This is a genomic window from Cellulomonas xiejunii, from assembly GCF_024508315.1.
In the GTDB taxonomy this organism is placed as follows: Bacteria; Actinomycetota; Actinomycetes; order Actinomycetales; family Cellulomonadaceae; genus Cellulomonas; species Cellulomonas xiejunii.
In genome coordinates, this window is the sequence record NZ_CP101987.1 from 1,439,373 (window position 1) to 1,452,066 (window position 12,694).

The following is a 12,694-nucleotide window of genomic DNA, read 5'->3' on the forward strand; positions in this document are numbered from 1 at the left end:
ACCCCACGGGGGTCCCAGTTCGACCGTGCCCGGAGCACGGTGAGCGCACCGTCACGAGCTCGTGTGGCGGCGTGCACGGCACTCGCGCTCGCGGTCGCCACCGCACTCGTCGTCGTCCCGACGGACCGTTCCGTGGCCGCCGAGGGCGTCGTCGACGTCGGTGCCGGTGGCTACGCGGCCGCACCCGTCGGCCCGACGCCGGAGGGCTGCGACTCGGTCGAGGCCGACCCCCGCGCGGCGCTCACCGCGGACGCGCCGAAGGGTCCGCTGCCCACGAACGACTGGTGGTCGTCCCTGCTGTACAAGCGGCTCGACTGCCGTATGAGCGAGCCGCTGCACGCGCATCCCGCGTCGTACCAGCCGACGCCCGGGGGCCTCGGGCTGTCCGCCCCGCGTGAGGCGACCCTGTCCGGCACGCCCGGCGGGATCGGCGAGTTCCACTTCGGGTTTCAGCAGGACGTGGTGGTCGGCGTCGCGGGGCTCGACGCGCCGACCGTGCAGGTCGCAGGCTGGACCGACTGGACGGTCACACCCTCGTGGTCCGACGGGACGCGCAGCCTGCGAGCAACGATCGGGCATGGGCTGCCCACCTCCTGGTACCACCTCGAGGGGGGTGACGCCCTGCTGACCTCCGCGCACGACGTGCGCGTCTGGGCGCGTGACGGCGCGACCCTCGGGTTCACCGCGAACGGGCACGACTACGCCGCGTTCGCTCCCACAGGCGCCTCCTGGCAGGTCTCGGGGTCGACGATGCGGTCCTCGCTCGCGGGACGGGGATACCTGGCCGTCACCGCTCTCGCGACGGCTGCGGACGCGACCGACGCGGACCGGGCCGCCGCACTCGACGCCGTCGCCGGCTCCGCGTTCGCCGAGGTCACCAGCACCGTCGCCGACTACACCTACGACGCGGCTCGCGCGGTGGTGCGCACGACCTACGAGATCGGCACGACGACGCTCGAGGGCTACGCCGACGGGGCGGTCGTCGCGCTGTACCCGCACCAGCAGCGCTACCTCACCGCTGTGGACGGGGACGAGCTCGACGCGACCTACCCGAGCCCGCGCGGGGCGATGACGGCCTACGCGGACACGACCTCCTTCACCACGACGACCCCGTTCACCGGCATCCTGCCGGAGATCCCCGCGGTCGCCACGTCGTCCGGCAGCGACCGCGCGACGCTCGACCGGCTCCTCGCGGAGGTCGCGGCCGACCCGCTGCCGATCCTGCGGGCCGACACCTACTGGACCGGCAAGGCGCTGGGCCGCGCCACCCGGATCGTCGAGATCGCCGACCAGCTGGGTGAGACCGAGATCCGCGACACGACGCTCGGCCTGGTCCGCGACACGCTCACCGAGTGGTTCACGGCGACGCCGGGCAAGCGCGAGCAGGTGTTCGCGTACGACGAGCGGTGGGGCACGCTCATCGGCTACCCGGCCTCCTACGGCTCGGACACCGAGCTCAACGACCACCACTTCCACTACGGCTACTTCATCGCGGCCGCCGCGACGCTCGCCCGGTTCGACCCGCAGTGGGCCTCCGACGAGCAGTACGGCGGCATGGTGGACCTGCTGATCCGCGACGCCAACGGGTACGACCGGGCCGAGACCCGCTTCCCGTACCTGCGGGACTTCGACATCTACGCGGGCCACGACTGGGCCTCCGGGCACGGGGCGTTCGCCGCGGGCAACAACCAGGAGTCGAGCTCCGAGGGGCAGAACTTCGCCGGGGCCCTCGTGCAGTGGGGCGAGGCGACCGGGGACACGGCGGTCCGGGATGCCGGTGCCTACCTGTACGCGACGCAGGCCGCGGCGATCCAGGAGTACTGGTTCGACCAGGCGGGCGCGATCCCTGACGGCTTCGGCCACACGACCCTGGGGATGGTCTGGGGAGACGGAGGGACGTACTCGACGTGGTTCTCCGGCGAGGCCGAGATGATCCAGGGCATCAACACGCTGCCGATCACCGGGTCGCACCTGTACCTGGGCCTCCGTCCGGACGACGTCGTGTCCAACTACGCCGAGCTCGTCGACGCGAACGGCGGCAAGCCCACCGTGTGGCAGGACATCCTGTGGAGCTACCTCGCGCTCGGTGACGGCGAGGAGGCGCTCCGGCAGCTCCGCGCGGACCCCGGCTACCCCATCGAGGAGGGCGAGTCGCGGGCGCACACGTTCCACTGGGTGGCCAACCTGGCGGCGCTGGGCAACCTCGACCCCACGGTGCGCGGGTCGAGCCCGCTGTCGGCGGTGTTCGTCAAGGACGGTCGGCGCACCTACGTGGCGGCGAACGTGACGTCACGCGCGCGCACCGTGACCTTCGGCGACGGGACGCGTCTCGAGGTCCCCGCCGGCCGCACGGTGACGTCGGGCGCCTTCTCCTGGTCCGGCGGCGGCGCGGTGGGCGGACCGGGTGAGCCGACGCCCACGGCGACGCCGAAGCCGACGGCGACTGCGACGCCGAAGCCGACGGCGACGGCGACGCCGAAGCCGACGGCGACTGCGACGCCCAAGCCGACGGCGACTGCGACGCCCAAGCCGACGGCGACCCCGAAGCCGACGGCGACCCCGAAGCCGACGGCGACCCCGAAGCCGACGGCGACCCCGAAGCCGACGGCGACCCCGAAGCCCACCGTGACCCCGACACCGACGGCGACGCCGGGGCCGACCACCGGGCTCGTGCTGGCGTTCGGTGGGAACGGCCGGCTCGTACCGGCTCCCGGCAGCCCGGGGACGATCCAGCTGGCTCCCTCCCGCGGGATCGACACGGCGACGGAACCGCCGGACGCGGTCGTCCTGCAGGCCACCGGGCTGACCGCGAGGGCGACCGGTGGGGCGACGGCGTTCGACATCGGTCTGGACGCCGGGAACCGCGTCGGCAACGGGACACGGGTCTCGGTGCAGTACGACCTGACCGGTGACGGCACGTGGGACCGCGTCGAGGTGTACCGGTACTTCGCGACGGACCCGCTGCCGGGTGCCGAGAGGTACACCCACCTCGTGGGTCTGGACAGGGCGACCGGCGCGATCGGTGACCTGAAGGGCGGCACGGTGCGGGTGGCGCTGTGGAACGCGATCGGCAGCTCGCCGACCACGGTCGGCGTGGGCGACTCGGTGCTGACCCTGCCCTTCCGCTGAGGGACGGACGACGACAGGGCCGGGGCGCGTGCGCCCTGGCCCTGTCGTGGTGGTGCGGGAGGCGGGAGTCGAACCCGCACGCCCTTGCGGGCACCAGGACCTAAACCTGGCGTGGCTGCCGTTTCACCACTCCCGCGTGCGCCCCGAGTCTGGCACGCGTGCCGCGCCCGGGCTGTCCTCAGTCGATGCCGAGGTCGCGACGCAGCTTCGCCACGTGTCCCGTCGCCCGGACGTTGTACTGCGCGAGCGCCACCGTTCCTTGCGGGTCGACGACGACCGTCGAGCGGATCACGCCGGTGTACGTGCGTCCGTAGTTCGTCTTCTCGCCCCACGCACCCCAGGCCTCGAGCGTCTCGTGGTCCGGGTCGGAGAGCAGGGGGAACGTGAGGCCCTCCTGCTCCGCGAACGCCGTGAGCTTCTCGAGCGGGTCGGGTGAGACGCCGATGACCTCGTAGCCCGCTGCGGTGAGCGAGGCCAGCGAGTCGCGGAAGTCGCACGCCTGCTTCGTGCACCCGGGGGTGCCCGCCGCGGGGTAGAAGTACACGACGACCGAGCGGCCGCGCAGGTCCTTCAGGGAGACCCGGTCGCCGGTCGTGCTGGGGAGCGAGAGGGCGGGCGCCGGGTCTCCGACGGTGAGGCGAGGCACGGGTTCACTCCTGCGGGATCGGGGACGGGGGACGACCTGCGCCAGCCTAGATCGCCGGGGGGTAGCGTCGGCGACGTGAGTGCATCGAGCGAGACCCCTCGGACCGGCACCGGCCCGGACCTGCCCCTGCGCATGCTCAACGACCGGCTCCTCGTCGAGCTGGACACGGACGCCGCCGAGCGCCGCAGCGGCGGCGGGATCCTCATCCCGGCCACGGCCGCGATGGGCAAGCGTCTGGCGTGGGCGAGCGTCGTCGCCGCGGGGGAGCACGTGCGGCAGGTGGAGGTCGGCGACCGGGTCCTCTTCGACCCCGAGGACCGGGCCGAGGTCGAGGTGTCCGGGCGCACGTACCTGCTGCTGCGCGAGAAGGACGTGCATGGCGTCGCGGACCCGAGGGCCGGGGGCGAGGGCACCGGCCTCTACCTGTGATCCGCGACACGTCTGTCCGACGTGTCCGACCTCACCCCTCGTCGCTCTCAGCAACGGGGCGTATCTTCCGGGAAAGCACGGAGGAGCACGGCCGACGGGGGCCACGGTTCCACGAGACGAGGTCGACCATGCAGCAGCGCAGCATGCCTGACGAGGGCGCGGGCGCCCCGCAGTCGGCGCCGGTCGCGGCGGACGACACGGGTGTGGTCCTGGGCGTGGACGCAGCCCAGTACGCGCAGAAGCTGCTGGCGGAGCACGTCCCGCTGACGCTGATCGTCGACCTCCTGGCACCGACGGGCGAGACGTCGGCCGAGCTCCTCGAGAAGGAGGGGCTGCCGGGCGACGCGTGGTGGGGCCCGTCGAGCGAGGGCGCCCGCCCGGACGCGTGAGCGTCGTCACAGAGGGCCCCTGAGGCGTCATCGGGTTCGCACCCGGCCCCAGGGTCCTGCTAATCTCTTCGAGCCGCGCGCCTCTAGCTCAACTGGCAGAGCAGCTGACTCTTAATCAGCGGGTTCCGGGTTCGAGTCCCGGGGGGCGTACCCCGCACGAAGCCCCGTCAGGTCCGTCCTGACGGGGCTTCGTCGTTCCTTCCCCTGACGCCGTCCGCCCCCTCGGCGGGCGCGCCGCCGCGTGTCACGCCACGATGAACCGACCCCGGCGGACGGAGGAGTCATGGCTGAGGAGACGAGCCACTACGACGTGGTGGTCCTCGGTGCCGGCGCGGTGGGGGAGAACGTCGCCGACCGTGCCTCGCGCACCGGGCTGAGCGTGGCCGTGGTCGAGCCCGCGCTGGTCGGGGGTGAGTGCTCCTACTGGGCCTGCATGCCGTCGAAGGCGCTGCTCCGACCGGGCGACGCGGTGGCAGCGGCGCAGGCGGTGCCCGGGGCCGACGCCGCGGTCACCGGCCGGCTGGACCCCGCGGCCGTGCTCGCGCGGCGCGACGAGGTCGCCGCCCACTGGGACGACGCAGGGCAGGTCGCGTGGGTCGAAGGTGCGGGCCTGACGTTGCTGCGCGGTCACGCCCGCTTCACCGGACCGCGCACCCTCGTCGTGGACGGTGCGGACGGCACGGAACGCGTCGTCACGGCACGCTGCGCCGTCGTCGTCGCGACCGGCTCGCTCCCCGTGGTCGCCGAGACGTTCGCGACCGTGCGCCCGTGGACGAGTCGCGAGGCGACGTCGGCGCACCGGGTCCCCGAACGCCTCGCCGTGGTCGGCGGCGGTGTCGTGGCGACCGAGCTGGCGACCGCCTTCGCGGACCTGGGCAGCGACGTGACGGTGCTGGTGCGCGGCGGTCGCCTGCTGACGGGGGCGGAGCCGTTCGCGGGGCAGGCCGTGGCGCGAGCCCTGGCCGACCGGGGCGTGCGCGTCGTCGTGGGCGCGACCGTGACGTCGGCCGTCCGTGACGACGCCGGGGTGCATCTGGACGTCGTGCATCGCGCTGTCGACGGTGCGGGGAACGACACGGGTGGGCCCGAGCGGCTGACGGTGGACGAGGTCCTCGTCGCGACCGGCCGCCGGCCGGCCACCGACGACCTCGGGCTCGAGACCCTGGGTCTGCGTCCGGGCGGCGCGCTCGAGGTCGACGACCGCCTCCAGGTCGCCGGGGTCGACGGCGGGTGGCTGTTCGCCGCCGGGGACGTCACCGGCCGCACGGCGACGACGCACCAGGGCAAGTACGACGCCCGCGTCGTCGGTGACGTGATCGCGGCCCGGTTCGACCCGCGGCCCGCGGACGCCGGCGACGCTCTCGGAGGGCCGTCCCGGCAGGACGAGGCCGCCGCGGTTCCCTGGTCGCGGTACCGGGCGACGGCCGACACGGCCGCCGTCCCGCAGGTGGTGTTCACGCGCCCGCAGGTCGCGTGGGTCGGTCGCACGCAGGAGCAGGCGGCGCACGCGGGCCTGGACGTCGAGGTGCTCACGTACGAGCTCGGCGACCTCGCCGCCGCGACGGTCACCGCCGCCGGGTACGAGGGGCGCGCACAGCTCGTCGTCGACACCCGGCGTGACGTGGTCGTCGGGGCCACCTTCGTGGGCCCGGACGTCGCCGACATGCTGCACGCGGCGACCATCGCCGTCGTGGGGGAGGTCCCGCTCTCCCGCCTGTGGCACGCGGTGCCGTCGTACCCGACGCTGAGCGAGGTGTGGTTGCGCCTGCTGGAGGCGGCGGGTCGTTGAGCGCGTCCGTCGCGGGGGGTGCGCCTCAGTCGCGGGGGCCGAGGGAGCCGTCGGACGACGTGACCAGGCCCACGGCCGCGTCGCCCTGCCGGACGGCCTGACCGATGAGGGCGAAGTCGTAGGACTTGAACTCCCCGACCGTCAGACCGTAGGTCTCCTCGAGGCCGACCTGGCAGAACGGCCGCTCGGGGCACTCGGGAGGGCCTGCGAGCACGACGCCGCCGCAGGCCGCGGCGAGGTCCGACAGCGTCGTCAGGTCGTGCGCGGCTGCGAACTCGGCGGTGACGGCGAACGCGTTCTGGTCCTGCGCGGCGGAGGCGGCACCCAGGACCAGGGCGCTCTGCTCGGCGAGTGGGGTCAGCGCGGCCACCGTCTCGTCGACGTCGCTCGACGCGACCGGCGCCGCGTCGGCACCGTTGACCTGGGCGTTGAGGTAGGTCGCCAGGGTCGCGGCGTACTCCGGGACGACCGCGAGGTCGCCGGACTGCAGCGCGGGCAGGTACGTCTCGCGAGCGCCGACGGTCTGGGTCTGCGTGTCGAAGCCCGCGCTGCGCAGCACCTGCGCGTAGATCTCCGCCAGGGTGATGCTCTCGGAGAAGTTGGCGGCACCCACGGTCAGGCTGGTGCCGGTCCCGAGCGACGGGTCGGGTGCCGCCAGCGACTCGTCCTCCACGAACTGCGCGGCGACCTCGCTGGGTGTGCGCCGGTCGACGTCGACGGACCGGTTGAGCTCGATGAGGCGGTCCGTGTCGAGCGCGCCCGACACGGCGTCGAGGAGCTCCACGACCTCGGGGTGGTCCGCCGCGACCTGGGCGTTCACCGCCGGGATGACGTTGTCGGCGTTCTGCAGCCCCTTGTCGTCCTCGAGGACGACGAGCGTCTCGCCGGCGACGGGCTCGCAGGCCGGTGGGCCCCCGGCCGCGCTGGTCCGGTCGGGCTCGGCCTGCCCGCCGCCTGATCCGGGTGTGCCGCACGCACCGAGGGCGAGGACGGCGGCGGCCAGGACGCCGAGCGTGCGGGTGCGCGGGCTGGTGCGCATCGGGAGTCTCCTGTCAGAGGTGCGGCATGACGTGCGGAGCGGTGGCGGGCCCGCCGGTCGCGGCGAGGGGTGGGCGGTCACGGAGAGTGGGCGGTCTCATTCGAACCGCGTGCGGCGCCGAGGGCAACCGGGCGCGGGTGCTGCCCGCGGGACGGTGCGTCGGCGCCCGCGCCGCGGGCGCGGTGCCGGAGCCCGGCAGGTGTCACGGCACGCTCGGCGAGCGCGAGCAGCCCCTCGACCAGCAGGCACAGCCCTGCCACGAGGATCCCCCCGGCCAGGGCCTTGCCGTAGCGCTGGGTCGCGAAGCCGCTCACCACCAGGGTGCCGAGGCTCGTGCCCCCGACCAGCGCCGCGAGCGGGACCGTCGCGAGCACCTGGACCGTCCCCGTGCGGATGCCGGCGGCGATGAGCGGCACGGCGAGCGGCACCTCGACCGACCACAGGACGCGGACGCCGGACATGCCGAGCCCGCGCGCGGCGTCGCGCGCGTCGGGGTCCACGCCGCCGACGCCCGTCACCGCGTTCGCGAGGATCGGCGGGACCGCGAAGACCGCGCACGCCAGGGCGGTCGCGGTGCTCCCGAACCAGCCCGTCGCGGCCAGCAGGGTGAGCAGGGCCAACGTCGGCAGCGCGCGTGTCGTGTTGGCGACGACCACGCCGACGGTCGCGCCGCGACCGCGGTGACCGAGCCAGAGCCCGGTCGGGAGCGCGACGAGCAGCGCGAGCGCGACGGCGACGGCCGAGACCTCGAGGTGCGTGCGGGTCAGCGCGAGGACGCCCTGCCTGCCCGTCCAGTTCAGGGGATCGTTCAGCCAGGCGAACGCCTCGCTCAGGACGTCCACGGCGCCTCCTGCGGGGTGCGGGGCGCCGCGTCCGGCGTCCGGGAGGTGCGACGCCAGGGCGTCAGCACCCGGCCGAGCAGCGCGAGCGCGAGGTCCGCCACGAGCGCGAGGAGGAGGCACACCACCGTGGCCGTCATGATCTCGGCGTGGTAGCCGCTGCGGAAGCCGCGGAACATCAGCTGGCCGAGCCCGCCGTACCCGATGACCACGCCCACCGTGACGAGCGCGACCGTGCTGACCGTCGCCAGGCGCAGGCCTGCCACGATCGCGGGGACCGCCTGCGGCAGCTCGACGCCGAGCAGGAGGCGCGCCCGTCCGTAGCCCATGCCGCGGGCGGCGTCGAGCACCGCCGGGTCGACGCCCTGCAGCCCGACCAGCACGTTGCGCACGAGCACGAGCAGCGCGTAGACGACGAGCCCGATGAGCACGGTGGTGCGGCCGATCCCGGTGACGGGCGCGAGGACCGCGAACAGCGCCAGCGACGGGATCGTGTAGAGCACCCCCGTCGAGGCGAGCACCGGGCCGGCGAGCCGCGGCCTGAGGTGGGCGAGCGCCGCGAGCGGGAGGGCGACGACCAACGCGATCAGCACGGCCTGGACCGTCAGCGACGCGTGCTGCTGGGTGTAGCGCAGCACGTCGGCACCGTTGCGCTCGAGGTAGTCCCACGAGAACCACGGGTTGGCGGCGGCCGCGAGGACCGGTCCGGACGGCATGCGCTCGAACCTACTGACGAGGACCGACAGCCGCGCGCGGGACGGCCCGCCGCGCGGCTGTCGGTGGCGCCCGCTAGCGTCGCTGAACGTGACGACCTCGCTACCGCGACAGGACGGGACCGTGGCCGGGCACTTGCCGTCCGGAGGTGCCGACGAGCGCCCGGTCGCCATCCGGTTCGAGTCCGTGCGCAAGGAGTACGCCGGGTCGGTCGCGGTCGACGACCTGTCGCTCGCTGTGCGCGAGCACGAGCTGCTCGTCCTCGTCGGCCCCTCGGGGTGCGGCAAGTCCACGACGCTGCGGATGGCCAACCGCCTCGTCGAGCCGACCGCGGGACGCATCGTGCTGGGCGAGGAGGACGTCACCGACGCCGACCCCGTCGCGCTGCGCCGCCGCATCGGGTACGTCATCCAGAACGTCGGGCTCTTCCCGCACCGCACGGTCGAGCAGAACGTGGCGACCGTGCCGGCGTTGCTGGGATGGGACCGTCGCCGCACGCGCGACCGCGTCGCCGAGCTGCTCACGCTCGTGGGGCTCGAGCCGGCGCAGTACGCCCGCCGGTGGCCGCACGAGCTGTCGGGAGGGGAGCGTCAGCGCGTCGGCGTGGCGCGGGCCCTCGCGACGGACCCGCCCGTGCTGCTCATGGACGAGCCGTTCGGGGCCGTCGACCCGGTGGGGCGTGCCCGCCTGCAGCAGGAGTTCATCCGGTTGCAGCGCGACCTGGGCACGACGGTGATGATGGTGACGCACGACATCGACGAGGCCGTGCGCATGGCCGACCGGGTCGTCGTCCTGAGTCGCGGCGCGCACGTCGAGCAGCTGGCGCCGCCGCTGGAGGTCGTCGCGCGGCCCGCGTCCCCCGCGGTCGCAGACCTGGTCGGACGTGGCCGGACGGCCCGTCTGCTCGCCCTCGGCAGGCTCGAGCCGGCCGACCTCGACGACCTGCCCCGGCGTGACGGGCCGGCCGCGACGGCGCCCTCGCGGACCGTGCGGCTGGGCGCCGAGCTCGGTGACGTCGTCGCGGCGCTGACCGCCGCCCTCGACGCCCCGGACGGCACGGCCGTGGGTGTGCTCGACGAGTCGGGGCGGCCGGTGGGGCTCGCCTCGGCCGGCAGCGTCGTCCGGGCGCTGCACCGTCTCACGGCCGCCGACCCCGGGCCGGTCTGATCCCGCCGCGGAGCATCCCCGGGTGTCGCAGCCGCCCGCGGACGGCGACGCGTCGCCCGTCCGTCACGCGCGCGCAGCGTACGCGTCACGCGGCGTGGGTACAGTGCGAGGCGTGAGCGAACCCACTGCACGCCTTGCCCTCGCCACGTGCGCCCAGCTGCCCCAGCTCGACCCGGACGACGTCCCGCTGCGAACCGCGCTCGCCGAGCGCGGCGTCCCGACGGACGTCGTCGTCTGGGACGACCCGACGGTGGACTGGTCCGCCTACCCGCACGTCCTGATCCGGTCGACCTGGGACTACACGGACCGGCCTGCCCAGTTCGCCGACTGGACGCGTCGCGTCGAGCGGACGTCGCAGCTGCTCAACCCTGCCGACGTCGTGGCCTGGAACATCGACAAGACGTACCTGCGGGACCTCGAGCAGCGGGGCATCCCGATCGTCCCCACGATCTGGCTCGACCCCGAGCGCAACCTCAACGCGCGTGCGATCCACACGCGCTTCCCCGCGTTCGGGGACTTCGTCATCAAGCCGACCGTCAGCGCGGGCTCGCGCGACACCGGCCGCTATGACGCGGGGCAGACCCCTTCGCGGTCGCTGGCCATCACGCACGCCAAGAACCTGCTGGCGGTGGGCCGACGGGTCATGCTGCAGCGGTACCTGACCCGCGTCGACACGCAGGGCGAGAGCGCGCTGGTGTACGTCGACGGCGAGTTCAGCCACTCCGTGCGCAAGGAGCCGCTGCTGGAGGGGCCGTACCGGGCGGGGGATAAGGAGGGCGTGCTCTTCCGCGAGCGCGTCCTGGCCGCGCGCGACGCCAGCGAGCAGGAACGGGCGGTCAGCGACCTCGTCGTCGAGGAGCTCGGCAAGGTCTTCCCCGACCGCTCCCCGCTGCTGTACACGCGCGTCGACCTCATCCCGGACGACGAGGGTCGCCCGGTCGTCCTGGAGGTCGAGCTGGCGGAGCCGTCGCTGTTCTTCGAGCACGCGCCCGGGGCGGTCGAGCGGTTCGCGGACGCGGTCGTCGCACGGCTGTGACGCGTCTCGCACATCCTCGTCCGCGCCAGGGAGCGAATGCGTGACGAAGGTCGGCGCGGCACCCGCTACACTCATCGTCGGCCCGGCGCACGCGTCGGACCAGGTGCAGGACGGTCGGTTCCCTCGGGATACCGGAGGTCGGCACCGCGGTGGCTATAGCTCAGCTAGGTAGAGCACCTGGTTGTGGTCCAGGGGGTCGCGGGTTCAAGTCCCGTTAGCCACCCCAGCAAGTCGCAGGGCGTCGACCTCGGTCGGCGCCCTGCGGGCTTTGCGGGATCAGGCGCCGGGCAGCAGGCCCCGCTTGACGCTCGTGGACACGACGTCCGCCGCGATGCGGCGGGCCTGGGCGGAGTCCGGTCCGGGTGCGGCCGGCATCAGGGCGGCCCGGTAGTAGCGCAGCTCGTCGATGCTCTCGAGGATGTCGGCGAGCGCGCGGTGGCCGCCGTTCTTCTCGGGGGACGCGAAGTACACGCGGGGGTACCAGCGGCGAGCGAGCTCCTTGATCGAGGAGACGTCCACGATCCGGTAGTGCAGGTGCCCGACGAGCTCGGGCATGTCTCGCTCGAGGAAGGCCTTGTCGGTCCCCACCGAGTTGCCCGCGAGCGGGGCCTTGCCGGGGTCGGGGACCCACGTGCGCACGTACTCGAGCACCTGGGCCTGCGCGTCGGCGAGGGTCACGCCGCGCTCGAGCTCCGGCAGCAGGCCCGACGTCGTGTGCATGGTGCGCACGAAGTCGCCCATCTGGGCGAGCGCCTCCGGCGGTGGCGCGATGATGACGTCGACCCCCTCGCCGAGGACGTTGAGCTCGGAGTCGGTGACCACGGCGGCGACCTCGACGAGGGCGTCGTGGACCAGGTCGAGCCCGGTCATCTCGCAGTCCACCCACACGATGCGGTCGGTGCTGGACTGGGCGCCGTTGGCGGCGGTGGTCGTGGTGGTGGGTGCGTCGTCGGAGGTGCTCGTCACGTCGACAGACTAGGACCCGCAGGGGGTCACCCGTCGCGGCGCGACCCGGGAGGGCGTGTCCTCGGCCCGTCGTCCCTGGTGGTGGAGGGCTCCGGCACGGGGGGCAGCGTCGCTGCCAGGGCCGTCGCCGCCACGACGAGGACGGCCGCTCCGGCCCCGAGCACCCGTGCGGTCTCCCACGAGGTGCCCGCCCACAGCGTCGCGCCCAGGACCATGCCGCCGGCCAGTGCGCCGAGCGCCACCCGGCCGAGCCAGCGCAGCGCAGCACGTCCCGCCCTGGTGTACCAGGGCGCCCGGGGAGCCGCGGGGCGGCCGTCGTGGCGGCCCATCACGCACGACGCCCGCCGGCGGCGGGGACGCGGGCGGGCGTGAGCACGGGGTCATGGTGCCACGGCTCACGCCGTGGGTGCCCACGCCGACGCCGCGGAAGAGCGACGGGCGCTCACCTGCCGTGCCGACGGATCCGGTGGCCGGCCGTGGGCGTCACTCCGCGGTCTGGGGTCGGGCTCGCGCACCGGCTGCCGCGTCGACCGGCGGAGCAGGTCGACCTG

At 74.2% G+C, this 12,694-nt stretch carries 12 protein-coding genes and 3 tRNA genes; 8 read left to right on the top strand and 7 right to left on the bottom strand.

Annotated elements, in window-relative coordinates; translation table 11 throughout:
• Positions 1 to 63 precede the first annotated feature (63 nt).
• Positions 64 to 3,129: a glycosyl hydrolase gene (locus tag NP048_RS06630; RefSeq protein ID WP_227577420.1), complete on the top strand. Its 3,066-nt coding sequence runs from the start codon at positions 64 to 66 to the stop codon at positions 3,127 to 3,129.
• Between the two features lie 50 nt (positions 3,130 to 3,179).
• On the opposite strand, the gene NP048_RS06635 is transcribed toward NP048_RS06630, so the two are convergent.
• Positions 3,180 to 3,265, bottom strand: a tRNA-Leu gene (locus tag NP048_RS06635).
• Between the two features lie 42 nt (positions 3,266 to 3,307).
• Positions 3,308 to 3,775 (bottom strand): thioredoxin-dependent thiol peroxidase, encoded by a 468-nt coding sequence (gene bcp, locus NP048_RS06640; RefSeq protein ID WP_227577421.1) that lies wholly within the window; start codon positions 3,773 to 3,775, stop codon positions 3,308 to 3,310.
• Positions 3,776 to 3,907: 132 nt separating this feature from the next.
• On the opposite strand from bcp, the gene NP048_RS06645 reads away from it, so the two are divergent.
• The 4 genes from NP048_RS06645 (at position 3,908) to NP048_RS06660 (ending at position 6,382) form a co-directional block, all read left to right on the top strand.
• Positions 3,908 to 4,204 (top strand): GroES family chaperonin, encoded by a 297-nt coding sequence (locus NP048_RS06645; protein WP_227577715.1) that lies wholly within the window; start codon positions 3,908 to 3,910, stop codon positions 4,202 to 4,204.
• 128 nt (positions 4,205 to 4,332) lie between these two features.
• Positions 4,333 to 4,593 carry a hypothetical protein gene (locus tag NP048_RS06650; protein WP_227577422.1) on the top strand — a complete coding sequence of 87 codons (261 nt, stop codon included), beginning with the start codon at positions 4,333 to 4,335 and terminating at the stop codon, positions 4,591 to 4,593.
• A gap of 77 nt (positions 4,594 to 4,670) precedes the next feature.
• Positions 4,671 to 4,743, top strand: a tRNA-Lys gene (locus NP048_RS06655).
• A 133-nt stretch (positions 4,744 to 4,876) separates the two neighbouring features.
• Positions 4,877 to 6,382, top strand: coding sequence for a dihydrolipoyl dehydrogenase family protein (locus NP048_RS06660; protein ID WP_227577423.1), 1,506 nt, complete (start codon positions 4,877 to 4,879; stop codon positions 6,380 to 6,382).
• 25 nt (positions 6,383 to 6,407) lie between these two features.
• On the opposite strand, the gene NP048_RS06665 is transcribed toward NP048_RS06660, so the two are convergent.
• The 3 genes from NP048_RS06665 to NP048_RS06675 all read right to left on the bottom strand — a co-directional run bounded on the left by NP048_RS06665 (position 6,408) and on the right by NP048_RS06675 (position 8,976).
• Complete coding sequence (locus NP048_RS06665; RefSeq protein WP_227577424.1) at positions 6,408 to 7,421, bottom strand: glycine betaine ABC transporter substrate-binding protein; 1,014 nt, start codon at positions 7,419 to 7,421, stop codon at positions 6,408 to 6,410.
• Between the two features lie 77 nt (positions 7,422 to 7,498).
• Positions 7,499 to 8,263, bottom strand: a complete 765-nt coding sequence (locus NP048_RS06670; protein WP_227577425.1) for an ABC transporter permease — start codon at positions 8,261 to 8,263, stop codon at positions 7,499 to 7,501.
• Entirely contained in the window at positions 8,251 to 8,976 is a 726-nt protein-coding gene (locus NP048_RS06675) for an ABC transporter permease (RefSeq protein WP_227577426.1), read from the bottom strand. Before NP048_RS06675 ends, NP048_RS06670 begins: the two co-directional genes overlap by 13 nt.
• A 121-nt stretch (positions 8,977 to 9,097) precedes the next feature.
• Here NP048_RS06675 and NP048_RS06680 point away from each other — a divergent pair, with 121 nt between their 5' ends.
• The 3 genes from NP048_RS06680 to NP048_RS06690 all read left to right on the top strand — a co-directional run bounded on the left by NP048_RS06680 (position 9,098) and on the right by NP048_RS06690 (position 11,403).
• On the top strand, positions 9,098 to 10,141 hold the full coding sequence (locus NP048_RS06680; protein ID WP_227577427.1) for an ABC transporter ATP-binding protein: 1,044 nt from the start codon (positions 9,098 to 9,100) through the stop codon (positions 10,139 to 10,141).
• Positions 10,142 to 10,253: 112 nt separating this feature from the next.
• The gene (locus tag NP048_RS06685) at positions 10,254 to 11,177 is read left to right on the top strand and encodes an ATP-grasp domain-containing protein (RefSeq protein WP_227577428.1); all 924 of its coding nucleotides are present in this window, start codon (positions 10,254 to 10,256) and stop codon (positions 11,175 to 11,177) included.
• A 149-nt stretch (positions 11,178 to 11,326) separates the two neighbouring features.
• Positions 11,327 to 11,403 (top strand) — tRNA-His (locus NP048_RS06690).
• Positions 11,404 to 11,453: 50 nt separating this feature from the next.
• Here the strand turns inward: NP048_RS06690 and orn are convergent.
• On the bottom strand, positions 11,454 to 12,143 hold the full coding sequence (gene orn, locus NP048_RS06695) for an oligoribonuclease (RefSeq protein ID WP_227577429.1): 690 nt from the start codon (positions 12,141 to 12,143) through the stop codon (positions 11,454 to 11,456).
• Positions 12,144 to 12,169: 26 nt separating this feature from the next.
• Positions 12,170 to 12,472, bottom strand: a complete 303-nt coding sequence (locus NP048_RS06700; protein WP_256769455.1) for a hypothetical protein — start codon at positions 12,470 to 12,472, stop codon at positions 12,170 to 12,172.
• Between the last annotated feature and the right edge of the window lie 222 nt (positions 12,473 to 12,694).